The organism is Hyphomonas sp. (assembly GCF_041398385.1).
Classification (GTDB): Bacteria; Pseudomonadota; Alphaproteobacteria; order Caulobacterales; family Hyphomonadaceae; genus Hyphomonas.
On record NZ_JAWKUW010000003.1, the window covers coordinates 1 to 24,750 of the forward strand.

The window sequence follows — 24,750 nt, forward strand, 5'->3', positions numbered from 1 at the left end:
CGTCCTGGTCATCCCGGCGATTTATGTCGCCCTGCGCGGGCCGGACTGGCTGCCGAAGGAAACCGGCACGGAACCTGCTGGGCAGGCCCATGGTTCAGAGGAGGTGCATGCCTGATGGCCACCGCAAAGCGATCCCCCAACGAAGCCTTTGATGTCGTCTCCGGCAGCATCGGAGACGCCTCGGAAGTGCTGAAGGCCATGGCCGGCGAAACGCGCCTCAAGATCATGTGCGCGCTCAGCTCGGGCGGCGAGCTGCCCGTGGGCGAGCTTGCCGAGCTGACCCAACAGTCGCACTCTGCCGTGTCGCAGCATCTTGCAAAGCTGCGCGCGGCCGGGCTCGTCGAATCACGGCGCGATGCGCAGACGATCTATTATCGCTGCACCAATGGCATCGGGCGGGCGCTGATCAACACGCTCTGCGACTTCTACCGCTGATCTGGCGTCCCCGGCGCCCCGCAGCTCCGGAATTCAATTGTTCTGGCTGGCGGCGGCATGATCTTTGTCAATAATGCCAGGCTCCGGCATTGCGACGACTGGACCGTGGTCCGGGCGCGCAGGCCGCACAGAAACAGGCTATTCTTGATGCTGGCATGAACAGGTCGACCGACAGCAAGTACGAACAGGACGACACGGCCCAGTCCGACATCCTCATGTGGGGACGCAGTCTTGAGCGGACCTATGTGACCGGCGAAGTCAGCGTGCATGCCCTGCGCGGCGTGGATGTGTCCCTGCGCAGGGGCGAACTGGTCGTACTGCTCGGCCCGTCCGGCAGCGGCAAGTCGACCCTGCTGAATATTCTCGGCGGCCTCGACCGTCCGACCGGCGGCGAGCTTCATTTCGAAACGCAGGATCTGACCAACGCGAACGACGCAGAGCTGACGCGCTACCGCCGGCGCTCAGTCGGCTTCGTGTTCCAGTTCTACAATCTCGTGGCGGGCCTCACCGCGCGGGAGAACGTGTCGCTGGTCACCGAAATCGCCGACGCCCCGATGAAGCCCGACGAAGCGCTCGACCTTGTCGGACTCGGCGCCCGCGTCACGCACTTCCCGGCACAGCTGTCGGGCGGCGAGCAGCAAAGGGTCGCTGTCGCGCGCGCGATTGCCAAACGTCCCAAAGTCCTGTTCTGCGACGAGCCGACGGGTGCGCTGGACAGCGCCACCGGCGTGCGCGTCCTGGAAGCCCTGGAACGGGTGAACCGCGAACTCTCGACCACGATCATGATCATCACCCACAATGTCGGAATCGGCGACATTGCAGACCGCGTCCTGAGAATGTCCGATGGAAAAATAGTCGAGGAGACCCGACCCGGCCGGGCTCGCAGACCCTCGGAGATTTCCTGGTGAAGAGGTTTTCCGCCCTCGACACCAAACTACTCCGCGACATCTGGCACATGCGCGGCCAGGCGATTGCCGTCGGCATCATCGTCGCCTGCGGCGTTGCCATCATGGTCATGGCGCTCGGCACACTGAGCACCCTGCGTGCTAGTCGCGATGCCTATTATGAGCGCTACCGCTTCGCCGATGTCTTCGCCAGCGTTCGGCGCGCTCCTGAGAATTCCGCCGCCCAGCTGCGCGAAATCGACGGCGTGCAGACGGTCGAGACACGAATCGTGCGGCTTGTCATCCTCCGCATCGAAGGCCTGGAAGAACCTGCGAATGCCCAGATCGTTTCGCTGCCGGACGATGGCGAAAGCACTCTCAATCGCATCGTCCTGTTTGAAGGGCGCTATCCGGAGGCGCATTCCCCGCGTGAAATCATCATCTCCAACGCGTTCGCCGAAGCGAACGGCCTTGCGACCGGCGACACAGTCGAAGCGGTCATCAATGGGCGGCTTCGCACTCTGAGCATCGTCGGCATCGGCGACAGTCCGGAATTTATCTATGCGCTCGGCCCCGGAACCATCCTGCCGGATGATCGCCTGTTCGGCATTTTCTGGATGCGCCGCCCCGCCCTCGAAGCCGCCTTCGATCTCGACGGCGCTTTCAACAATGTCACGCTGACGGTCGCCCCCGGCACCGACACGAAATCGGTAATTGACGAAGTTGATGACGTCCTCGCGCCCTACGGCGGCACCGGCGCCTTCGACCGGGAAGACCAGCTGTCCAATGCGTTCGTCGAATCCGAGATGCGCCAGCTGAAGACCATGGCCCGGATCATTCCTGCCGTCTTCCTGGTCGTTTCGGCCATTCTCATCCACTCCATCCTGAATCGTCTGATCCAGACCGAGCGTCAGCAGATTGGCCTGATCAAGGCATTCGGATATTCACGCTGGGAAATTGCCTGGCATTATCTGAAGCTTGCCATCGCCATCACCGCCGGCGGGGTCGTCGCCGGCTATGCGCTCGGCTTTGTGCTCGAAAATCTCATCACCCGTCTGTATGCGGAAACATTCCGCATCCCGGACCTGACATGGCGCATCGACCCGTTCGCACTTGTCGTCAGCGCTGGCGCGGCCCTTGGGGCAGGCATTGCCGGCGCGATGTCGGCATCGCTCAACGCGGCCAGCCTGTCGCCCTCAGAAGCGATGTCGCCCGCCCCGCCCGTCAATTACCAGCAACGCTGGCTACGCTATATTCTCCAGATGCGCTGGCTCGACGAGCCGACGCGCCTGATCCTGCGACACATCTTCCGCTTCCCGGCCCGCACGGGCGCCAACCTGTTCGGCGTGGCGGCTGCAGTGATGCTGCTCGTGGGCACGCTTTTCACCTTCGATTCCATCGATGACATGCTGGATCAGATGTTCTTCCGGACCAATTCGCACGATGCCTCCGTCACCTTCTTCGAGGCACGCAACGATACGGTGGTCGAAGAACTGGCGCGGCTGCCCGGCGTTGTTTCCATTCAAGGCGTGCGCGATGTGCCTGCCCGGCTGGAATCGACCTTTCGGTCCGAGCGGATCAGCATTACCGGCCTGCCGCAGGGCGGCGACCTGCGACGCCTCCTGTCGGAAAGCGGGACATATGTAGACCTGCCGCCCACCGGCATCGCCCTGTCATCCCAGTTGGCCGCCATGCTGGACGTTACCAACGGAGACACCGTCACCGCGCACATCCTCGACGGGACGCGCCCGGTGGCCGATCTTCCGGTCACCGCCATCGTCGACGAACAGATCGGCACGCCGGCCTTCATGGACCTCGCCGCTCTCAACACGCTCATGAGACAGGCCCCGACTGTTTCCGGAGCCTTCCTGAAACTCGATCCCGAGGCCCGGACGGCATTCGAGGAAAGTATCATCCAGCGCCCCGGCATTGCGGGCGTCTCCCTGCGGGCGGCAGCCATCGAGTCCTTCGAAGAAACCCTGCAGGAAACCATCTACATCATGATGGCCATATACGCTGTCATTGGCGGGGCGATCGCCGCCGGCGTCGTCTACAATGCCGCCCGGATCAGCCTCACCGAGCGGGGCCGGGAACTTGCCAGCCTGCGCGTCCTCGGCTTCACCAATCAGGAGGTCGGCTACATCCTGCTTGGCGAGCTGGCACTGATTGCCATGGTAGGCATCCCTATCGGCTGCCTGTGTGGCGTGGGCCTTGCACACCTGATCGCAACGTCGATGGCGACGGAGCTCTATCGGATTCCGGTGAGCGTCGACCCCTCGACCCTGGGCGTCGCGGCCCTGATCGTTCTGGTATCGTCCACTGCCGCGGCCCTGTTCGTGGTACAGCGGGTGCGGTCACTGGACCTGATCGCCGTTTTGAAGACAAGGGAATGACCATGCCGTCTGTCCGTATGCGCATCTGGATCGGCCTCGGCATCCTGGCACTGATCGGGTTCGCCTGGGCCTTCTCGCCACGCGCCGTCGCGGTGGATGCTGCGCCGGTGTCCCGCAAGGACATGACCGTGGCGATCTCCGACGATGGCGTCACTCGGGTGCGCGATGTCTTCGTCCTTTCCGCGCCGCTCGACGGGACCATGACCCGGGTGGAGGTGGAGCCCGGCGACTTTGTCACCGAAGGCGAGACCGTGATCTCCACGATCCGCCCGCTTCTCCCGCCGCTCCTGCCCGCGCGCACCACAGCCCAGCTGAAATCGACGGTGTCTTCCGCCGAGGCAGCCCTGACCGCCGCGCGCGCCGATGCAGACCGTCTGCGTGCAGAGCATGCACGTCTTGAGCGCGATCTCGATCGGGCGAAAACACTGCTCGCCTCCGCCACCGTCTCCCAGCAGGCCGTGGACAATGCCGAGGCGGCCGAACGCGAAAGCTATCTGGCTCTCAGGTCTGCCGAAGCCGTCATTGGCGTGCGCCGCCAGGAGCTGGCCGCCGCCCGCGCGGCCCTGATGCCGAGCGAAGCTCAAAACGGCAACGACGCCATCGCCGTTGTCGCCCCGCTGTCCGGCCAGATCCTTTCGGTCAACCGGGAAAGCGAAGGCCCGGTCTCGCAAGGCACGCCCATCGTCGATATCGGCGACCTGAATTCGCTTGAATGCGTCGCGGACTTCCTGTCTGAAGACGCCGTGCGGGTGAAACCCGGTGATCCGGTCCTCTTCACCGATTGGGGCGGCGACCCGCTGCCCGGCCGCGTCCGCCGTGTGGAACCCGCAGGCTTCACCAAGATTTCAGCGCTCGGCATCGAGGAGCAGCGCGTCAACATCGTCATGGACCTCGATGCCGCCGACGACAGGCAATCCCTCGGCCATGGCTATCGGTTCGTGGCAAATATCGTCGTCTGGCAGGGCGACGACCGGCTGACCGTGCCCATGTCGGCCCTGTTCCGCGATGGCGCAGACTGGGCAGTCTTCGCCATCCGCAACGGCCGGGCAGAAAAGCTCACCGTTTCAGTCGGCCACACCAACCGGACCGAAGCGGAAATCCTCGACGGCCTGACGGAAACGGACCGCGTCGTGATCCATCCCCCGCGCCAGCTTGAAGACCACGCAAAGATCACCGTGCGCTGAGCCGCCGGGCGCGTGCCTCACATCTGCCCACCGGCGCGGCGCAGACGCAACGCTTAGCAGTCCGGGCCCAGGAAAAAGCGCGCGCAACGTGCCAAACATGATCATCGATTTGGATGCACATAAGCTGAGTTCCAGCGCACGATCTGCGCATCAGAGGGATGCTCTTCCAGCGCGCCGAGGGCGACCATGTCATTCAGCACGCCAAACAGCATGTTGCCGAGCGGGATGACGGTCCAGGAATGAGGTCAAGTTCAATCGAAGCCGGAACTAACTCAAATAACGGACCACTTTTCGGGGGCAGACCATTTGTGGTGCAAACCGTAGTGCACTCACAGACCAGACCCAGGATTTCCGCCTCAGGAAATCAAAAGTTCTTCGTTTTCAGGCGATTGGTTTGTCTGCCTTGGGGGGCAGATGGCGCGAGTGACGGGGCTCGAACCCGCGACCTCCGGCGTGACAGGCCGGCACTCTAACCGACTGAGCTACACCCGCGCATTTTCCGCCGTGTTGCGGCGAGCGGTCTCTTTATGCGCGGGAGAAATTCGGGTCAAGCAGGGAAGTTCAGGCGGAATCACCTATTTCCTGCTTTCAGCCGTCATTCATGAGACACATTCCAGAGTCATCCTGTGCTACAAGGACCAGAGGTCAAAAAATGAAGCGCATCCTGTTTATCGCGGGCGGAATTTTCGCCCTTTTGCTCGTCGCCGCCCTGACAGTTCCCTTCCTGATTCCCAAGGAGGTCTACAAGGCCCAGATCGAGCAGGCGGCCACCAGCGCCCTGAACCGCGAGGTGCAGCTGACCGGGGATGTCAGCATTTCCGTCTTCCCGCGCATCGCCGCCAGCGTCGGCGGCGTCACCGTGGCCAATCCCGAGGGCTTCGCCACGCCGAACATGATCGAGGCCGGCCAGCTGCGCGGCTCGGTCAAATGGCTGCCCCTCATCCAGCGCCGCGTCGAGGTGCAGGAGATCGCCTTCGTCGATGCCAATGTGCAGCTGCAGAAGCTGGCCGACGGCCGCACCAACTGGGATTTCGGCTCCGGCGAGGACTCCCCCGCCAATGACGGCGGCAGTGGCGGCAGCGTCGATGCGGCCGTCGACCAGGCCCGGCTGACCAATGCCTCGCTCTCCTATCGTGATGATGCCGCCGGCACGGTGTATGAGCTGAAAGACCTCAATCTCGAAGCCTCGCTGCAGGCCATGGACAAGCCGCTCAAGGCCAAGGCCGATGGCATCTTCCAGGACGAGACCTTCGACATCGCCCTCACCCTGTCCACGCCGGAAGCGCTGACCTCGAACGCCCCGGCCGACATCAGCTTCGACCTCGACTCGAGCCTTGGCACCGCCACCTACAAGGGCACCATGACCCTCGGCGAGACGCCGCAGCTCACCGGCAGCTTCACCGCTGCCGCCGACTCGCTCGCGCCCGCGACGAAGTTCGCAAAGCTCGACCTGCCCTACGACCTTGCCCGCCTCGGCAAGGTGAAGGCTGCCGGCAGCGTTTCCGGCCCGCTGTCGGCCCTTCAGGTGACGCTCGACGAAGTCACGCAGGCGTCCGACCTGATGAAGACCAATTTCAAGGGCGGCCTGACTCTGGGCGAGGCCCCGACCATTACCGGCGACCTCGCCCTCACGGCGCCCAGCCTCGCCGAAGTGACGAAATTTGCCGCCATCGACCTGCCGGTGAATGTTGCCCCGCTCGGCGCCGCCAATATCAAGGCGAGCCTCTCCGGCGCCCTGACCGCGCCGGCGATCCGCTTCGAAACGCTGGGCCTCAAGAGCGGCCTGATCGACATGTCCTACACGGGCGGCCTCGCCCTTGGAGACGTGCCGACGCTCGACGGCGCATTGAAGGCCTTGCTGCCCAATACGGGCGAACTCGTGAAGCAGATGGGGGTCGACATCCCGGCCGAAGCCGCGCTCGAAAAGCTGCAGATCGCCGGCAATCTCAAAGGCGCGGCGGATGCCCTCTCGCTGACCGGCCTCAATGTCGTGCACACTGGCGCGCTGCTCAACGGATCCTATACCGGCAATGTCGGCCTCGGCGGTGATGGCAGCATCAATGGCGAAGTCGACGCCTCCAGCAACGAGCTCCGGGCCCTGCTTGCCGCCGCCGATGTCGAGATGGAGCCCGGCGACACGCTGCAGACATTTTCGTCCAAGGGTGCCGTCACCGGCACGTTCAAGAAGTTCACCTTCAACGGCCTGACGCTGACGCTCGACGGCATCAAGGCGACCGGCAATGCGGGCATGGACCTCTCGGGCGAGCGCCCGCGCCTCACCGGTACGCTCGACATGGGCGCACTGGATCTCTCGCCCTTCCTCGCACCGGCCGACCAGGAGAAAAAGCCGCAACAGCCGATGCAGGCCTGGAGCAAGGAGCCGCTGGACCTTGCCGGCCTGAAAGCCGTGGACGCCGATCTCGACATCCGCACCACGACGCTGACGCTCGGCAATGTGAAACTGGCCGACGCCCGCATCGAATCCAAGCTGAGCAATGGCAAGCTGGACGCGAACCTGCCGAGCTTCCAGACCTTTGGCGGCACCTGGGCCGGCCGGCTGTCGCTTGACGCCTCAGCCGCGCGCCCCGCCCTGTCGTTCGACATGTCGGGCCAGAGTGTCGTGATCTCCAGCCTGCTCGGCACGCTCGCCGGCTTCGACAAGCTGACCGGCACCGGCAACTTCACCGTCACAGGCGCCTCGTCGGGCAATTCGATCGACGAGATCATGCGCGCCCTCGATGGCAAGGTCAGCACGAAGCTCAGCGACGGCGCCCTGAAAGGCCTCAACGTCGCCCAGCTGGTGCGCAGCGCGGACTCGCTGCGCCAGGCACTGACGACCGGATCGCTGCAGAACCTGGACTTCGCCGCGGTCCTCTCCCCGCAGGCCGAAACCGACTTCACCAGCTTCGACGCAGTCTTCAACATCCAGGACGGCGTCGCGCAGGTGGATCTCATGAAGCTGCTGAACCCCGTGCTCGGCATCGACGGCACCGGCCAGATCAATCTCGGCGGCCAGAGCCTCGACCTCCGCCTCGCAACGGCCATCGACAAGAAAGGCCAGGGCACAGGCAGCGTGGTTCAGCTGAACGGCATTCCCGTGCCCGTGCGGCTCTCCGGTTCCTGGGACAAGCTGAAGGTCTCGCCGGACTTTACCGGCATCCAGAACGCCCTTGCCGCCGACCTTGGCAGCCAGATCCGCGATGGCCTCTCAGGCCAGCTGGGCGGTTCGGACGCCGGCAGCGTGATCGGCGACATCATCGGCCTGCCCGGCAAGAAGGAAACGCCCGCCGACAGCACCGGAACGCCGGCCACTGCTCCGCCCACGGACACTCCGGAAACCACAACGCCGGCGGAACCCGAACAGCCCAAATCGCTCGAAGACGCCGCGAAGGATGCGGCCCGCGATGCGGCGAAGGATGCGCTCGGCGGCCTCTTCGGAACGAAGAAGAAGACCGAGCCGCCGAAAGAAGAAGAGCCGCCAGCCGAAGGCGAGTGATCAGGAGGCTTTCGCAGCCCGCTGCGAAGCACCGCCCTCGATCGCCCGCAGGCTGACACGCTCGACCGGCTCGTTTTCGAGGTCGGCCACGTCGCGGATGTCGACGAGGTGACGCAGCTTGTCGAGCGGCTGGGCGCGGCTGATGAAGAAGCCCTGGAGCTCGTCACAGCCATTGTCACGCAGGAAGTCCGCCTGATAGCTCGTCTCGACGCCTTCCGCCGTACACGTCATGCCCAGTGACCGGGCGAGCGTCAGCGTCGCAATCGTGATGGCGCGGCTGTCGCTGCGGTTTTCGAGGTCAGCCACGAAACTCTTGTCGATCTTGATCTTGTCGAAAGGGAAGCTGCGCAGGTAGCTCAGCGACGAGAAGCCCGTCCCGAAATCGTCAAGTGCAATCCGTACACCAAGCGCGCGCAGCTGGTGCAGGCGCTGCAGCGTGAATTCGGTATCTGACATCAGCACGATTTCGGTGATCTCCAGCTCAACGCGGCCGGGATCGATCCCGTTGGAGGCAAGAGAGTTGACGACCGTCGACATCAGGCTCGCGCTGTGAATCTGCAGCGGCGAAATGTTGATCGAGATCTTCACATGCTTCGGCAGGCGGCGCGCTTCGGCCAGTGCCGCGCGGATCACCCAGTCGCCCATGCGCGTGATGAGACCATTGTCCTCGGCGTGCTCGATGAACTCGCCCTGAAAGATCAGGCCGCGCTTGGGGTGTTCCCAGCGCACCAGCGTCTCGCAACCCACCATCTCGTGCGACTTCGCATCGACCAGCGGCTGGAAATAGACGCGCAGCTCATTGTTTTCCAGCGCGCGGTGAAGGTCTGCCTCGATCTGCTGGCGCGCGCGCGCCTTCTCATCGAGTTCAGCCGTAAACTTGCACCAGTTCGCCTTGCCCTGGCTCTTGGCCTGGTACAGCGCAAGGTCCGCATGCTTCAGCATGACGCGCGCATCGCTGGTGAAGGCATCGAACATCCGCACACCTACCGATGCGGCACAGTTCACCGTCGAGCCCCAGAGATCATACGGCTCGGACATCAGCCCGGTCAGGCTGTCGAGGAAGTCTTCGAGTGCACCATTGGCATCACGCTCGACAATCATCGCAAACTCGTCGCCGCTGAGGCGCGCAACAATGTCGCTCTCGCCACACATGCTGCTGAGACGGGCAGATGCCATCTGCAGGAGTTCATCGCCCGCCTGGTGGCCCAGCGTGTCGTTGACCCATTTGAAATTGTCGAGGTCGAGCCAGATCAGTGCACGGTCCAGTTTCGGATTGATCGGCTTGCGGGCAGCCTTTTCGAGGTGCTCCTGCATGGTCATCCGGTTCGGCAGGCCGGTCAGGCCGTCATAGTGCGCCATATAGGCAATGCGGTCCTCGATCTCCTTCGACTGGGAGATGTCGGCGGCAACGCCGCGGAAGCCCTTAAAGATTTCCTGCTCGAAGATCGGCTTGCCGGTGACAGACCACCAGCGTTCCGGCTCGCCCGGCGCAGTCTTCACCTGCAGCACGAGGTCGCGGAAGCCCTGCCGGCGGTGCAGGCTGGTCTCGAGGATCTTCAGCGCTTCGTCCTCAACGAAAACGTGTGTGAGCGGCTCGCCCATGCGCATCACGCCATTGGATTCGATCGCCCCCTCGAATACGAGCGGAATGTCCTGCAACTCGCCGCGGGCATTGGTCTGCCACAGCCAGTCCGACGTGCTCTCCTCGAAGTCGCGCAGCAAGAGGCCGATCAGCTGCGACTGCTCGTTCACGGCCGCCTCGTTGAGATGCTGCTCCACGAACTGCTTGTGCGACCAGCGAATAGCCAGCATCAGGACGCCGAGGTAAACAAGCGTCAGCACGGACACATATTGGTATTGCGGGATCTGCTGGAACTGCATCGCGATTACCATGCCGATGCCGACCGGCATGATGAAGGAGAATGCGGCGTCCGGCAGGCGCGACATCAGGAAGGCGCCGGCGAACATCATGCCGGCCAGGATGATCCCCATGACCATCTGGCCATGCGGATCGGTTGTGTTCATCACGATGATCGGCACCACGGCCCAGAGCAGGCCATTCAGCGAGCTGGCGCGCGCATTGCGGTCGAGCGCGGCCTGCGAACGGTCTTCGGCACGGTCGCGGTCGAATTTGAAAATGAGCTGGTGAAGGATGGCGAACACACTCGCCGAAACCGAACACGCGCCCCAGATATACAGCAGCGTATCGGCGGCCGTGTTCCGGAATGAAAACAACACTACGGCCGTATTCAGCAGGTTCGTCAGAACCAGCACGGCCGTCATCTTCCGGACCATTTCCAGCTGCTTCGCACGCAGCGATCCGGCATGCTTCTCAGGGACGGGAACGTCCTTGATCAGATCGCCGAAAGTCCACCCGTTTGTGCGCGCTTTAATACGCTCACCCATATCGCCTCTCTCTCATCCCCATAGAGGGGAAGCGTTTATTCGCGGATGGGTAGCAGAAATGGGTGAAGGGCCCGGTAGCCCAAAAGATGAAATTTGATCGAATTCGGGTAAAGCCTGCTTAGCCATGCGCCGCAGGCCGGGTCATTCCGGTCTTTTCAAGGAAGGCCCGCGCCGCGCGCCGGCAGGCTGAAACCTCGGCCTGGGGCATCCGGTCAAACCCCTTGTAAATCAGGGCCATACGCGGATTGCCTCGCAATATCCGTTCGTTGCGGGCGATGAAGTCCCAGTAAAGGAAGTTGAACGGGCACGCATCCGGCCCGGTCCGCTCGCTTACCTTCCAGTGCGCGGGCAACTTCTCCGCGCAGGTTTCCGGCATTGTCGGGGTCGGTCAGGCGCACATAGCGCACCCGGTAACCCGCCGCTTCCAGCTCCGCCGCAAAGTGGCGCATCGCGGAGAAAACAAAGGCGATCTTCTTCTTGTGGTGGCGCACATAGGTCGCCTCATCCTGCACTTCCGCCATCAGGATCAGGTCAGCGGACCTGTCCGCGCCCTGTAGCGACGATATCTCCAGGCTCAGCTGGTCGCCAAGGATCAGCCGCAGGACGCCCACGGCTCAGTAAAGGCGCGCCAGTTCGTAATCGATCTGCTGGCCGCGCGCCTCGAAGGACAGTTTCACCCACCGGCCCGCATCGTCATACCAGAGCGACACGTCGATCTCTGAATCCAGAAGGTATTTCGTCGCCTCGACCGCCTGCCCGCCAGCAACCACGGTCTCGCGGCCCTGTTCGCGCACGGTGACCGGGATCAGCTCGCCGCTTTCGGTCGACAGCAACGTGTCAGTGCGGGTCGCTGCAATGTTCCAGTGGCTCGACGGCACCACGCCTGCAGGCGCCTCGCCCTCGAACGCTGTCCCGTCGACTTCCAGCGCGCCCGCCTCGCGGCGTGCCTCGACTTCGGCTTTCCTGCCATCCTTGTTGACCGTCCCGTCCAGCGCGACCAGCTGCCCGTCCTTCCAGGTCTCTGTCGTGCTCAGCTTGTAGTGATACAGCACCAGCGGTCCGAGCCCGGCTTTCAGCTTCACATCTGACCGGGCCGTCAGCGTGCCGTCGGCGGCCACGTCAAACGTCACCACATGCGATCCGAAGGGCTGGCCCTGCCGGAACACGTTGAAGCGGATTTCATCGCCGTCCTGCGGCTGCCAACGCGCGATCCCGGCCTCGTTCGGGGCAGGCGCAACATCGGCAGCCGCGGTCAGCAGGCCCCACCCGGCTGTCAAGGAAACAAGGGCTGCGCGCAGGCTCAAATCAGCCTCCAGAACCGGGCCGGGCGCTGCGCCACGAAGCAGATGCAGGCCTCCTCACCGACCGTCTGTGGCTTGTGCCGTGTGCCCGGCACCGCCAGCACCAGGTCGCCGGGACCGTATTCGCCATGTCCGTCCGAAAACCGGCCGGTGATCACAACCGTCGCTTCCAGGTCGCCATGGCCATGCGCCGGGGCAGCCTGGCCGGGTTCCAGCCGCATGAACCGGGCGCCGGGCGCACCGGCGGGGGCATAGGATACGCCGGAAAGGCCCCGGCGCCAGGACAGGTCGCCCGACGCCATGGCCAGCACGTCCTGCGCACCGATTGATGCGCATTTCCTTCGCTTTGACAGTCCAATTGGGCGAGGCTGCGCCTGCGCTGCCGGAACGGCGCGCTCAAGCAGCGCCCCGCCGATTACGTCCCAGTCATGCGCAACCTGCGCGCCGTCGGCACTCAGGAGGATGTGCAGGTCTCCGGCAAGGGCAAAGGCTCCCGCCTGCGCACCGGCAGCATGGTCCATCATGAATGCCAGATATGTCTCCCGTTGCGTCAAGCCTTTCCTCACAAGTTGCCTGGTCAGTTCGACTTTCGTTACGTACCGGGCCAGCTGATGGATCACTTTAGATTCTGCCGGTTTGCAGCGGTTGTGCTGCCGCGCGGGCCGCTCTAGCTTCAGGAACCAAGAGCGGCCAGACGACTCGGCCGGACTATTCGGGAGGGCACCGCCCACATGCAGTTCCATCGCTCCGTGATTGACCTCATCGGCAATACGCCGTTGCTGCGTCTCAACCGTGTATCGGACGAGACGGGATGCGAGATCCTCGGAAAGTGCGAATTCCTGAACCCCGGCCAGTCGGTGAAGGACCGCCCGGCCCTTGGCATCGTCCGCGATGCTGAGGCCTCCGGCGCCCTGAAGCCCGGCGGCACCATCGTCGAGGGCACCGCCGGCAATACCGGCATCGGCCTCGCCCTTGTCGGCGCCGCGCTCGGCTACCGGGTCGTGATCGTCATGCCCCGCACGCAGAGCCAGGAGAAGAAGGACGCGATCCGCCTCCTCGGCGCCGAACTGGTGGAAGTGGACGCGGTCCCCTACGCCAATCCGAACAATTACCAGCACTATTCCCGCCGCATGGCCGAGGAGCTTGCCCAGTCCGAACCGAACGGCGCCATCTGGGCCAACCAGTTCGACAATGTCGCCAACCGCAAGTCGCACTATGAGACCACCGGCCAGGAAATCTGGAACCAGACCGACGGCAAGCTCGACGCCTTCATCTGCGCCGTCGGCTCCGGCGGCACGCTCGGCGGCGTCTCGCTGGCGCTGAAGGCAAAGAACCCGGCCGTCCAGGTCGGGCTCGCCGATCCGGGCGGCGCCGCAATGTACGAATACTTCACCAGTGGCGTCCTCAAATCAGAAGGCACCTCGATCACCGAAGGCATCGGACAGGGCCGCATCACGGCCAACCTCGAAGGCATCGTGGTCGACCGCGCCTATCGCTGCACCGACACCGAAGCGCTCAACATCCTGTTCGACCTCGTCCAGCATGAAGGCCTCTGCCTCGGTGGATCGGCCGGTATCAATGTCGCCGGCGCCGTGAAGATGGCGAAGGATCTCGGCCCTGGCCACACGATCGTCACCATGCTTTGCGACTACGGCAACCGCTATCAATCGAAACTCTACAATCCGGAATTCCTGCGGTCGAAAGACCTGCCGGTTCCGCCATGGATCAAGGGCTGACACATGGAAACTGGCGATCCCCTCGTCTCTGCCGAATGGCTTAAGGAACACCTCTCCGCGCCAGACATCCGGGTCGTCGACGCGACCTGGTATGCCTCCTTCCAGAACTCCGACCGGACCGGCCGCGAGGCCTGGGCGCAAGGGCATATTCCGGGCGCGGTGCATTTTGACATCGACGCCATCAAGGCCGGCGGCACCGACCTGCCGCACATGCTGCCCGATCCGATCATGTTCTCCTCGCGGGTGCGCAAGCTCGGAATCGGCGATGGCAACCGGGTCATCGTATATGACCAGAACGGTTACTGTGCAGCGCCCCGCGTCTGGTGGATGCTGCGCGTCATGGGCCACAATGACGTGTTCGTGCTGGATGGCGGCATGAAAGCGTGGGTGGACGCAGGTGGCGAACTCGAAGACCTGCCGCCCGTTGCGGTCGAGCGCCACTTCACGCCGCGCGTGCGCAGCGATCTCGTCAAGGATGTCGGCCAGATGCTGGCGGTCTGTGAGTCCGGCGCCTGCACAATCGTCGATGCGCGTCCCGCCGGCCGGTTCACCGGCGAAGCGCCGGAACCGCGCGAAGGTCTCCCCTCCGGCCACATGCCGGGCGCCGCCAATGTGCCCGCCAGCACGCTGACCAATGAAGACGGCACGATAAAATCAGCGGAGGCGCTGAAGGCAATACTGCCGTCTGACGGGCGGCCGGTCATCACCACGTGCGGCTCTGGCGTCACCGCCGCCACGCTGGCGCTCGCTTATGCGCGGGCCGGAAACTGGGATGTCGCCGTATATGACGGGTCGTGGACAGAATGGGCCTCCGATCCTTCCCGCCCTGTCGTCACAGGCGCGGCATGAAGTCTCCTGAAACACGCATCATCCATACGCGAAAGGGACGGCTGGACCGCACCACGGTAAACCCGCCGGTCGAGCGCGCCTCCACCGTCCTTCTGCCCACGGAAGACACGTTGTATGGCCAGAAGCCCACCTATGGGCGCATGGGCCTCACCGTGCACCGCGAACTCGAAGCCGCCCTCTGCGAACTCGAAGGCGGCACCCATGCCCAGCTGGCGGCCAACGGATTGCAGGCCTGTGTGCTCGCCATCCTTGCCAGTGTCGAGGCCGGCGGCCACATCCTCATTCCTGACAGCGCCTATGGGCCCACTGCACGCTTCTGCGAACGGAGGCTCGACAAGTTCGGCATAACCGCCAGTCGGTATGACCCACGTGCCGGCGCTGACATTGCTGACGCCCTGACGCCGGACACCCGCGCCATTTTCATCGAGGCGCCCGGCTCGCTCACCTTCGAGATCGCCGATGTCCCGGCCATCATCCGCGTCGCGAAAGACCGCGACATCCTGACGATTGCCGACAACACCTGGGGCGCGGGCTACCATTTCAACCCGCTCGCCCACGGCGCCGACATGGTTGTCCATGCGCTCACCAAATATGTCGTCGGCCATGCCGACGCCTTCGGCGGGGCGGTCATCTGCGCAGATGCCGGCATCAAGCAACGCCTTGCCGCCACAGCCGAGGATTTCGGCTTCAGCCTGTCGCCGGATGATGCGTACACGGCCGTTCGCGGCCTGCGCACGCTGCACACGCGCCTCAAAGCCCATGAGGCCGGCGCCCTTGAACTTGCAGAATGGCTGCAAGGCCGCGAGGAAGTTTCCGACGTGCTGCACCCGGCCCTGCCCTCCAGCCCGGATCATGCCCTGTGGAAACGCGACTTCACCGGCTCCTGCGGCCTTTTCGGCGTCGTCCTCAACCCGGTTCCCGAAGGCGGCATGGACCGTTTCCTCGCCGCCCTGCACATCTTCGGCATGGGCTTTTCCTGGGGTGGGTTCGAGAGCCTGCTTATTCCCTGTGACCGCCAACTGACACGCAAGCTGCCCGGCAGCTGGACCGCCAGCAAGGCCGGCCCGCTCCTGCGCATCCATGTCGGCCTCGAAGCCGTCAGTGACCTGAAAGATGAACTGGACGCCGCATTCGCCGCCCTGCGGAGCGGCACATGAGCTGGAGCCACCGGACCATCGGGCTCGTCGTCGGGCTTGTGGTCCCGGCACTGATGCTGCTGGCCGGCCCGCCGGCAGACCTGTCCCTGCTCGCCTGGATCACGGCGGCCCTGCTCGTCACCATGGCCTCCTGGTGGGCGACCGAGGCCATCCCCATTCCGGCGACCTCGCTCCTGCCCCTCTTCGTGCTGCCCGTCGGCGCCGCCATTGCCGGGCATGCCGACAGCGGCATCGACCCGGCGGTCCTCAGCCAGCTGACACCCAAATCCATCGGCGCCAGCTATGCCGACCATATCGTCCTGCTCCTCCTCGGCGGCTTCATCATCGCCCTCGGCGTCGAGCGCTGGAACCTGCACAAGCGCATCGCGCTCAACATCGTCGACCGGGTCGGCACATCGCCCGGCGCGCTGGTGTTCGGCTTCATGCTGGCGACCGCGCTGATTTCCATGTGGATCTCCAACACGGCCACCTCGCTGATGATGGTGCCCATCGCGCTTTCCGCGGCCACCGCCGTGCACGACAAGGATGGCCGCTTCACCACGGCGGTCCTGCTCGGCGTCTGCTATGCCGCCTCCATCGGCGGGGTCGCGACGCCCATCGGTACACCGACCAATCTGATCGCCCTCAAATGGCTGCAGGAGCAGACCGGCACCGGCATCGGCTTCTGGCAATGGATGGTCTTCGGCGTGCCCGCCATGGCGCTGCTCATTCCCGCCGCCTGGTATAGCGTGACGCGCGGCCTGCCCGCTTCGACTGGCGGCAAGGCGATGGCCGCGTCCGTGCACCAGGACTTGCTGGACCTCGGCCCGATGACCGTGCCCGAACGGCGCATCGCTATCGTGTTCGGCATCGTCGCCGCGCTCTGGGTGCTTCGCCTGCCGGCCACCGACGCCCTCGCCGCCCTCGGCTACTCCCAGTTCAAGGCCTTCGGCGGCCAGAACGACATGATGATCGCCATGTTCGGCGCCGTCCTCGTCTTTCTCGTGCCGGCCGGCGGCGGAGAGCGCCGTGCCCTGATGACCTGGCCGGAGGCCGAGCGCCTGCCCTGGGGTGTGCTGATCCTGTTCGGTGGCGGCATCGCCCTCGGCAATGCCATGCGCGCGACCGGCCTGTCGGACTGGATCGGCCACCAGCTCGAAGTGCTCAGCATCTTCCCGCCGCTGGTCATCGTGGCAATCATGGTGACACTGGTGATCTTCCTCACCGAAGTCACCTCCAACGTCGCCACCATGACAACGCTCGCGCCCATCATCGGCTCATTGGCAGTCGCTGTCGGTGCCGCACCAGAGGCCCTGTTCGCCCCTGCCGCCGTCGCGGCCAGCTGCGCCTTCATGCTGCCGGTCGCAACGGCGCCGAACGCAGTGATCTACGCCACCGGGAAAGTGCCGATCTCGCGCATGATCCAGCGCGGGCTCCAGATCAACCTGATGGGGGCCGTGATCATCACGATCATCGGTTACTGGATCGCGCCGCTGGTGCTTTAGTCGGCGGCGTCAGGTGCCCGAACCCAGCAATTGCAGGCCGCATCGAACACCATGGTCTCGCCACGCTCATTGACCCGCGGCGCCGGCCGGGTCGCGCCATAGGACGTCCCGAAATTTCCGGACACATTGCCCGCATCCATCACCCGGTCGCCGTACCGGTCGGCATAGCCGTCACCGCCATCGTCGCAGACCAGGTCGCGGTTGACGTTATAGCCACACCCCCAGGCGGGCACGGCCGTCGTCGTCACCGCGGGGCCAATCTTCCGCTCCGTCAGCTTCTGCGCCGCAGCCTTCACCCGCGAACTCGCCGCCGCACCGGCCGAACAGCCCGTCAGGGCGAAAACACCCGCAATCGCGAGAAAGAGCACAGGAATGCGGCCAGCCATGTCGGGTCTCCGGATACTCCGTGCATGTTGGCGGGATTCTCCCTCCTGAACAGGGATCACCGGCCGCTACCCCTGCAAGCGCCTAGTCGTCGTCCCAATCGTCATCGTCATGGTGGGAGTGATGCCCGTGGCCCCGGTCATCCGGAAACTCATCCAGCGACGGTTCGCGCACCCAGCAATCGCAGTCGGCCTCATACACATAGGCCTCGCCATAATCGTTGATGCGGGTCGCCACCCCCGATCCGGCATAAGGCGATCCGTAACCGCCCACCTGGATCGTGTCATACAGCGGATCGCCGTACCGGTCCGCATAGCCATCGCCATTATCGTCGCAGACCAGGTTGCGGTCGACATTATACCCGCACGACCATTGCGGCACCATCGTCATGGTCACCGCCATCTCGTCGGCGGCCATGCTCATGCCCTGCGCGAATGCGTCGAGGTCTTCTGTCGTGCAGGCGCCAAGCGCCGGCAGCATCAGGACGGCGGAAATCAGGTTTCGGTGGCGCGGAAGTCTGGACATCAGCGTCATCATTGGGGCGGCGGGCTGACTTCGACAACCAGCTTCCCGAGATTTTTTCCCTCGAAAAGCCGCGACAGGCTCGCGGGCGCATTCTCGAAGCCTTTGACGATATCGGTCTCGAATTTCAGCTTACCCTCCATCAGCCACTGCGCCATCTGCTGGATGCCTTCCGGGAAGCGCGGGAAGTAATCGATCACGATAAACCCCTTCACCAGCGTGCGCCGCATCAGGAAATTGGCAAAATTCGCCGGGCCGGGAACGGGCCCCGTCGCATTATAGGTGCTGATCATCCCGCAGAGCGGCATCCGCGAGAAATCGTTGAGGCGCGCAATCACCTCATCCATGATCGTCCCGCCGACATTCTCGAAATTGATGTCGATGCCATTCGGGCAATGCCGGTCGAGCGCGGCGCCGACATCCTCGGCCTTGTAATTGATCGCCGCGTCGAAGCCCGCCACTTCCGTCAGCCAGCGGCACTTGTCCTCGCTGCCCGCAATACCGACGACACGGCAACCCTGGATCTTCGCGATCTGGCCCACCATGGAGCCGACCGCTCCCGCCGCTGCAGACACCACCACCGTCTCGCCCGGCTGCGGCTTGCCAATGTCCATCAGGCCGAAATACGCCGTCATGCCCGTCGCGCCCAGCGGCCCCATGAACGCTGTCAGCGGCACGCCGGGCAGCCTCGGCAGCTTGGCGAGGCCGTCGCCCTGAAGCGTCGCATAAAGTGTCCAGATGCCAAGCCCGGTATTGACGATGTCGCCCTGCTGGAAGCCCTCGTGCCGGCTTTCCACCACCATGGCGAGGCCGCCGCCGCGCATCGGGTCGCCAATCCCTACCGGCGGCAGGTAGGCGTCCATATCGCTCATCCAGATGCGGTTGGTGGGGTCCAGCGAGAGATACACCGTCTTCGCGCGCACCTGCCCTTCTTCCAAAGGCACCAGCGGCGTTTCGACAAGCTCCAGATCGCCCTCTTTGATCTCCCCGACCGGCCGGTGGCGCAACACCCAGGTCTTGTTCATCTCGGTCATCGCTTTCTCCCTGCTTTTGCCGGGAGGCTAGACCTTTGCGGCCTCAGCGCAAGATATCCCGGCGCGACAACCACCGGGCATAGACCACGAGCAGAAGCGCAATCGCGATGATGACGAAGCTCATATACTGCTGCCCCTCCATGCGCGGCGCATTCTTGTCGAAGTATCCCATCGACATGCTGGAAGCCGCCGCGAGGAACGAAGCGAGGAAAAAGCCGACAGCAAGTTTGCGCTTCAGCAGCAGCGCGATGCTGCCCGCCAGACAGCCGAACACCCCGACCGCCCAGATCAGCCAGACCCAGACCGGCATGTTCAGCCAGTAATCCAGCATTTCCTGCGGATACGGCTTCAGATAGGCCTCATTCCGCGTGGCGGTCATCGTGAAATCGAAACACCCGAAGGCGTTCCAGAGCGCACTGACGCCGCCCACGATCCACAGGTGCCATGGTGTCCTGGTCATTCTGTTCCTCCCTGACTTTATCTTTTGGAGGAAGCTTACCCCGCGGCAGGCTTTCCACAAGCTGAATCCCGTAAGCCGGTCTCGACGGGTGACGGACCCGTCCCGGCCCGCTAAACCATGGCCCAGAAAAGGAATCCCCTCTCATGGCCAACGCCCCCGTCACCAAGGACAGCCACCTCTACCTGGTCGACGCCAGCGCCTATATCTTCCGCGCCTTCCATGCCCTGCCGCCGCTGACCCGCGCTTCCGACGGCCTGCCCATCGGCGCGGTCAGCGGCTTCTGCAACATGCTGTTCAAGCTGCTGGAAGACCTGAAGGGCGACGAGCGGCCGACGCACTTTGCCTGCATCTTCGATGCGTCGTCCCACACTTTCCGGAACGAGCTGTACGACCAGTACAAGGCGAACCGCGAAGAGCCGCCGGAGGAGCTGCGCCCGCAATTCCCGCTGGTGCGCCGCGCGGCAGAGGCTTTCGCCGCCCATGCCATCGAGATGGAAGGCTTCGAGGCCGACGACCTGATCGCCACCTATGCCCGCGAGGCCGAAGCCAAAGGCGCGCGCGTTACCATCGTCTCGTCGGACAAGGACCTGATGCAGCTCGTCTCAGACCAGATCGTCATGCTCGACACGATGAAGAACAAGACGCTGGACCGCGACGCCGTGTTCGAGAAATTCGGCGTCGGCCCGGAAAAGGTCATCGACGTACAATCCCTCGCCGGCGACAGCGTGGACAACGTGCCCGGCGCCCCCGGCATCGGCGTGAAGACCGCCGCGACGCTGCTGGAGGAATATGGCGACCTCGACACGCTGCTCGCCCGCGCAGAAGAAATCAAACAGCCGAAGCGCCGCGAAACCCTCATCAATTTCGCCGACCAGATTCGTCTCTCCCGCCAGCTGGTCACGCTCAAGGCCGATGTACCGCTGAAGGTCAAACTCGAAGACCTCGCCGTGCAGGACCCGGACCCGCCAGTTCTTCTGGGCTTCCTCGAAGAAATGGAATTCCGCACCATCACCCGCCGCGTGCGCGAGATGATGGAAAAGGAGGGTACCCTCGAAGCTGCTCCGCCTGCGGAAGACCCGATCGACCGCAGCACATATGTCTGCATCCGCGACTTTGAGACCCTTGAAGACTGGGTCGCCCGCGCGGCAAAACAGGGCTATGTCGCGGTCGATACCGAAACCGACAGTCTCGACTCCGTCGGTGCAAACCTCGTCGGCGTTTCGCTCGCCCTCTCGCCGGGCGAGGCCTGCTACATCCCGCTGGCCCATCTCGACCCGAACGATGCCGGTGACGGCGACATGTTCGGCGCCGACCCGCCCCGGCAAGTGCGGATGAAGGATGCCATCAAGGCGCTGAAACCGCTGCTCGAGAACGACGCGGTCCTGAAGATCGGCCAGAACATCAAGTACGATCTCAACGTCTTCGCCCGGCACGGCATCCATGTCGCGCCGATCGACGATACGATGCTGCTGTCCTACGTCCTCAATGCCGGCAAGCACAGCCACGGCATGGACCTCCTGTCCGAGAAATATCTCGGCCACAAGCCCCTCGCCTTCAAGGACGTCACCGGCACCGGCAAGGCGCAGGTCAGCTTCGACCGCGTCGCCCTCGACAAGGCCACCGAATACGCCGCCGAGGATGCCGACGTCACGCTGCGCCTGTGGCAGACCTTCAAGCCGAAGCTGCATACGGACAAAGTCACGACCGTCTATGAAACCGAGGAACGCCCGCTCGTTCCCGTCCTTGCCGCCATGGAGCGCGAAGGCATCAAGGTCGACCGCGACAAGCTCTCCCGCCTCTCGTCCGACTTCTCCCAGCGCATGGCCGCGCTGGAGGCCGAGGCCTATGAACAGGCCGGCGAGGAATTCAACATCGGCAGCCCGAAACAGCTCGGCGAAATCCTGTTCGACAAGATGGGCCTCGAAGGTGGCAAGAAGACCAAGACCGGTGCCTGGCAGACCGATGCCGACGTGCTCGAAGGCCTCGCCGCCGACGGCCACGCCCTGCCCCGCACCATTGTCGACTGGCGCACCCTGTCGAAACTCCGCTCAACCTACACCGAAGCGCTGCAGGCCGCGATCAACAAGCAGACCGGCCGCGTCCACACGAGCTTTTCCATGGCCGTCGCCCAGACCGGCCGCCTCTCCTCCACAGACCCGAACCTGCAGAACATCCCGGTACGGACGGAAGAAGGTCGCAAGATCCGCGAAGCCTTCATCGCCGAGGAAGGCAACATCCTCGTCAGCGCCGACTACAGCCAGATCGAACTCCGCGTCCTCGCCCACATGGCGGATATCCCGGCGCTAAAAAAAGCCTTCCAGGACGGGCTCGACATCCACGCCATGACCGCCAGCGAAATGTTCGGCGTGCCCATCGAAGGCATGGACCCGATGGTCCGCCGTCAGGCCAAGGCGATCAATTTCGGCATCATCTACGGCATTTCAGGCTTCGGCCTCGCCCGCCAGCTGGGCATCCCCCAGTCCGATGCCGCCGACTACATCAAGACCTATTTCAAGCGCTTCCCCGGCATCCGCGCCTATATGGACGAGACCAAGGCCTTCGCGAAGGAGCACGGCTATGTCCAGACCGCCTTCGGCCGCAAGGTCCATCTCGAAGGCATCAAGTCGAAAGGCCCACAAAAGGCCTTTGCTGAGCGCCAGGCCATCAACGCCCCGATTCAGGGCTCGGCCGCCGACATCATCAAGCGCGCCATGATCCGCATGCCCGAAGCGCTCGCGAAGGCGGGCCTCAAGGCGAAGATGCTGCTCCAGGTACATGACGAACTCGTCTTCGAATGCCCGGAGAAAGAAGCCGACACGCTGATCAAGGTCGCCAAGGACACGATGCAGCACGCCGCCGCCCCCGCCCTCAATCTCTCCGTCCCCCTCGAAGTCGACGCCCGCGCCGCCGCCAACTGGGCCGAGGCGCACTGACCGCGTCCGCCCGGGAGGCAGCCTGTGCCCGGCTTCCGCCGATTTCAGGAACGATCTGCCGCCAGCCTGCCGCGCAGACATGCATCGGAGGCACGCTGTTGCCCGCTGAGCATGTTGCTAAACGACAGCACGGTGGCTATCTGGCATACACAAACGCTTAGCCCGAGAGAGAAACAGAGTGGCCATCCTTTATCGTTCCCGCACCTCCACCCATGGCCGCAACATGGCCGGCGCCCGGGGGCTCTGGCGCGCCACCGGCATGAAGGACAGCGATTTCGGAAAGCCGATCATTGCCGTGGTGAACTCCTTCACCCAGTTCGTGCCGGGCCACGTTCACCTGAAAGACCTCGGCCAGATGGTCGCCGGCGAGATCGTCGCGGCCGGCGGCGTCGCCAAGGAATTCAACACGATCGCGGTCGATGACGGCATCGCGATGGGCCATGACGGCATGCTGTATTCCCTGCCGAGCCGCGAAGTCATCGCCGACAGTGTCGAGTACATGGTCAACGCCCACTGCGCCGACGCGATGGTCTGTATCTCCAATTGCGACAAGATCACGCCCGGCATGATGATGGCGGCGCTGCGCCTCGACATTCCGGTCGTCTTCATCTCCGGCGGCCCGATGGAGGCCGGCAAGGTCAATATCGACGGCGAGCTGCGCGCCGTGGACCTGATCGACGCCATGATCGAAGCCGCCAACCCTGACCGGACCGATGCCGAAGTCGCCGAGTTCGAGCAGAATGCCTGCCCGACCTGCGGCTCCTGCTCCGGCATGTTCACGGCGAACTCGATGAACTGCCTTGCCGAAGCCATGGGCCTCGGCCTGCCGGGCAATGGCTCGACGCTAGCCACTCATGCCGACCGGGAGACCCTGTTCCGCCGCGCCGGCCAGCGCATCGTGGAACTGACCAGGCTCTATTATGAAGACGGCGACACATCCGTCTCGGCCCGCGGCATCGCCACCAAGGCGGCCTTCGAGAACGCCATGACGCTCGACATCGCCATGGGCGGCTCCACCAACACGATCCTCCACCTTCTGGCCATCGCCCGCGAAGGCGAGGTCGACTTCACGCTGGACGATATCGACCGCCTCAGCCGCTCGACCCCCTGCCTGTGCAAGGTCGCCCCGGCGGTGGCCAACGTCCACATGGAAGACGTTCACCGCGCCGGAGGCATCTTCGGCATCCTGGGCGAGCTGGACCGCGCCGGAAAGCTCGACACCTCCGTGCGCACCATCCATTCCGACACGCTGGCAGAAGCGCTGGCCAGGTGGGACATCCGCGTTACCAACGATCCGGCCGTACAGGAACTGTTCCTCGCCGCGCCGGGCGGCGTGCGCACGACCGAAGCCTTCAGCCAGTCGCGCCGCTACAAGGAACTCGACACCGACCGCGAGAATGGCGTCATCCGCTCCGCCGAACATGCCTTCTCGCAGGATGGCGGCCTCGCCGTCCTGTTCGGCAATCTGGCAGAACAGGGCTGCGTCGTGAAAACGGCGGGCGTGGATGACAGTATCCTGAAGTTCTCCGGCCCTGCCGTCGTCTGCGAAAGCCAGGAAGAGGCGTGCAAGCGCATCCTCGGCAAAGAGGTCGGCGCCGGTGATGTGGTCATCATCCGCTATGAAGGCCCGCGCGGCGGCCCCGGCATGCAGGAGATGCTCTACCCGACCTCCTACCTGAAATCGATGAAGCTCGGCAAAGCCTGCGCCCTGATCACGGACGGGCGCTTCTCCGGCGGCACGTCGGGCCTCTCCATCGGCCATGTCAGCCCGGAAGCCGCCGAAGGCGGCCTGATCGGCCTGATCGAGGAAGGCGACCTGATCGAGATCGACATCCCGAACCGCACCATCAACGTGAAGCTGACGGACGAGGAAATCGCCGCCCGCCGCGCCGCGATGGAAGCCCGCGGCGACAAGGCCTGGAAACCGGTGGAGCCCCGCCCCCGCAAGGTAAGCCGTGCCCTGAAGGTCTACGCCGCCCACGTCGGCAACGCCTCGCAAGGGGCGGTAAGGCTGGATCCATAAGCCCCGGAGAGGCAGAAACGATTGTGGCGGTCGCCGGGAAAGCCCGCCCCAATTGTCCCTTAAAACGCC

At 64.2% G+C, this 24,750-nt stretch carries 18 protein-coding genes, 1 tRNA gene and 1 pseudogene; 11 read left to right on the plus strand and 9 right to left on the minus strand.

The genetic code is table 11. The features are described from left to right. The first annotated feature begins 114 nt into the window (after window positions 1-114). From R3C13_RS07080 to R3C13_RS07095, 4 genes are all read left to right on the plus strand, one after another. A complete protein-coding gene (locus tag R3C13_RS07080; RefSeq protein ID WP_371310121.1) occupies window positions 115-435 on the plus strand; it encodes an ArsR/SmtB family transcription factor in 321 nt (106 codons plus the stop codon). Window positions 436-650: 215 nt separating this feature from the next. After that, window positions 651-1,343 (plus strand): ABC transporter ATP-binding protein, encoded by a 693-nt coding sequence (locus R3C13_RS07085; protein ID WP_371310509.1) that lies wholly within the window; start codon window positions 651-653, stop codon window positions 1,341-1,343. After that, window positions 1,340-3,712 (plus strand): ABC transporter permease, encoded by a 2,373-nt coding sequence (locus tag R3C13_RS07090; RefSeq protein ID WP_371310122.1) that lies wholly within the window; start codon window positions 1,340-1,342, stop codon window positions 3,710-3,712. Before R3C13_RS07085 ends, R3C13_RS07090 begins: the two co-directional genes overlap by 4 nt. Beyond that, window positions 3,709-4,896: an efflux RND transporter periplasmic adaptor subunit gene (locus tag R3C13_RS07095; RefSeq protein ID WP_371310123.1), complete on the plus strand. Its 1,188-nt coding sequence runs from the start codon at window positions 3,709-3,711 to the stop codon at window positions 4,894-4,896. Before R3C13_RS07090 ends, R3C13_RS07095 begins: the two co-directional genes overlap by 4 nt. Before the next feature lie 415 nt (window positions 4,897-5,311). Here R3C13_RS07095 and R3C13_RS07100 read toward each other — a convergent pair. Continuing rightward, window positions 5,312-5,388 (minus strand) — tRNA-Asp (locus tag R3C13_RS07100). A 160-nt stretch (window positions 5,389-5,548) separates the two neighbouring features. Between R3C13_RS07100 and R3C13_RS07105 the strand changes: the two genes are divergently transcribed. Beyond that, complete coding sequence (locus tag R3C13_RS07105) at window positions 5,549-8,392, plus strand: AsmA family protein (RefSeq protein ID WP_371310124.1); 2,844 nt, start codon at window positions 5,549-5,551, stop codon at window positions 8,390-8,392. Here R3C13_RS07105 and R3C13_RS07110 read toward each other — a convergent pair whose 3' ends face one another. The 4 genes and pseudogenes from R3C13_RS07110 to R3C13_RS07125 form a co-directional block, all read right to left on the minus strand. Next, entirely contained in the window at window positions 8,393-10,798 is a 2,406-nt protein-coding gene (locus tag R3C13_RS07110; RefSeq protein WP_371310125.1) for a putative bifunctional diguanylate cyclase/phosphodiesterase, read from the minus strand. A gap of 323 nt (window positions 10,799-11,121) precedes the next feature. Next, a pseudogene (locus R3C13_RS07115) lies at window positions 11,122-11,409 on the minus strand (cryptochrome/photolyase family protein); the annotation flags it as partial. A gap of 3 nt (window positions 11,410-11,412) precedes the next feature. Continuing rightward, on the minus strand, window positions 11,413-12,102 hold the full coding sequence (locus R3C13_RS07120; protein ID WP_371310126.1) for a DUF6134 family protein: 690 nt from the start codon (window positions 12,100-12,102) through the stop codon (window positions 11,413-11,415). Then, the gene (locus tag R3C13_RS07125) at window positions 12,099-12,623 is read right to left on the minus strand and encodes a cupin domain-containing protein (RefSeq protein ID WP_371310127.1); all 525 of its coding nucleotides are present in this window, start codon (window positions 12,621-12,623) and stop codon (window positions 12,099-12,101) included. The genes R3C13_RS07120 and R3C13_RS07125 overlap by 4 nt, the downstream gene beginning before the upstream one ends. A 207-nt stretch (window positions 12,624-12,830) precedes the next feature. On the opposite strand from R3C13_RS07125, the gene R3C13_RS07130 reads away from it, so the two are divergent. The 4 genes from R3C13_RS07130 to R3C13_RS07145 are packed head-to-tail and all read left to right on the plus strand — an operon-like array spanning window position 12,831 to window position 17,325. Then, window positions 12,831-13,835: a cysteine synthase A gene (locus R3C13_RS07130; protein ID WP_371310128.1), complete on the plus strand. Its 1,005-nt coding sequence runs from the start codon at window positions 12,831-12,833 to the stop codon at window positions 13,833-13,835. Between the two features lie 3 nt (window positions 13,836-13,838). Next, window positions 13,839-14,684 carry a sulfurtransferase gene (locus R3C13_RS07135; protein WP_371310129.1) on the plus strand — a complete coding sequence of 282 codons (846 nt, stop codon included), beginning with the start codon at window positions 13,839-13,841 and terminating at the stop codon, window positions 14,682-14,684. Further along, the gene (gene metC / locus R3C13_RS07140; protein WP_371310130.1) at window positions 14,681-15,841 is read left to right on the plus strand and encodes a cystathionine beta-lyase; all 1,161 of its coding nucleotides are present in this window, start codon (window positions 14,681-14,683) and stop codon (window positions 15,839-15,841) included. The genes R3C13_RS07135 and metC overlap by 4 nt, the downstream gene beginning before the upstream one ends. Continuing rightward, window positions 15,838-17,325 carry a DASS family sodium-coupled anion symporter gene (locus R3C13_RS07145; RefSeq protein WP_371310131.1) on the plus strand — a complete coding sequence of 496 codons (1,488 nt, stop codon included), beginning with the start codon at window positions 15,838-15,840 and terminating at the stop codon, window positions 17,323-17,325. The genes metC and R3C13_RS07145 overlap by 4 nt, the downstream gene beginning before the upstream one ends. Here the strand turns inward: R3C13_RS07145 and R3C13_RS07150 are convergent. From R3C13_RS07150 to R3C13_RS07165, 4 genes are all read right to left on the minus strand, one after another. After that, entirely contained in the window at window positions 17,322-17,711 is a 390-nt protein-coding gene (locus R3C13_RS07150) for a hypothetical protein (protein WP_371310132.1), read from the minus strand. The genes R3C13_RS07145 and R3C13_RS07150 overlap by 4 nt on opposite strands. Before the next feature lie 82 nt (window positions 17,712-17,793). Then, on the minus strand, window positions 17,794-18,234 hold the full coding sequence (locus R3C13_RS07155) for a hypothetical protein (RefSeq protein ID WP_371310133.1): 441 nt from the start codon (window positions 18,232-18,234) through the stop codon (window positions 17,794-17,796). Window positions 18,235-18,242: 8 nt separating this feature from the next. Next, a complete protein-coding gene (locus R3C13_RS07160) occupies window positions 18,243-19,256 on the minus strand; it encodes an NADP-dependent oxidoreductase (protein ID WP_371310510.1) in 1,014 nt (337 codons plus the stop codon). A 52-nt stretch (window positions 19,257-19,308) separates the two neighbouring features. Further along, window positions 19,309-19,725 (minus strand): hypothetical protein, encoded by a 417-nt coding sequence (locus R3C13_RS07165; RefSeq protein WP_371310134.1) that lies wholly within the window; start codon window positions 19,723-19,725, stop codon window positions 19,309-19,311. Window positions 19,726-19,868: 143 nt separating this feature from the next. Between R3C13_RS07165 and polA the strand changes: the two genes are divergently transcribed. Next, on the plus strand, window positions 19,869-22,658 hold the full coding sequence (gene polA / locus R3C13_RS07170; protein ID WP_371310135.1) for a DNA polymerase I: 2,790 nt from the start codon (window positions 19,869-19,871) through the stop codon (window positions 22,656-22,658). Between the two features lie 184 nt (window positions 22,659-22,842). Next, window positions 22,843-24,681 carry a dihydroxy-acid dehydratase gene (gene ilvD, locus R3C13_RS07175; protein WP_371310511.1) on the plus strand — a complete coding sequence of 613 codons (1,839 nt, stop codon included), beginning with the start codon at window positions 22,843-22,845 and terminating at the stop codon, window positions 24,679-24,681. Window positions 24,682-24,750: the final 69 nt, after the last annotated feature.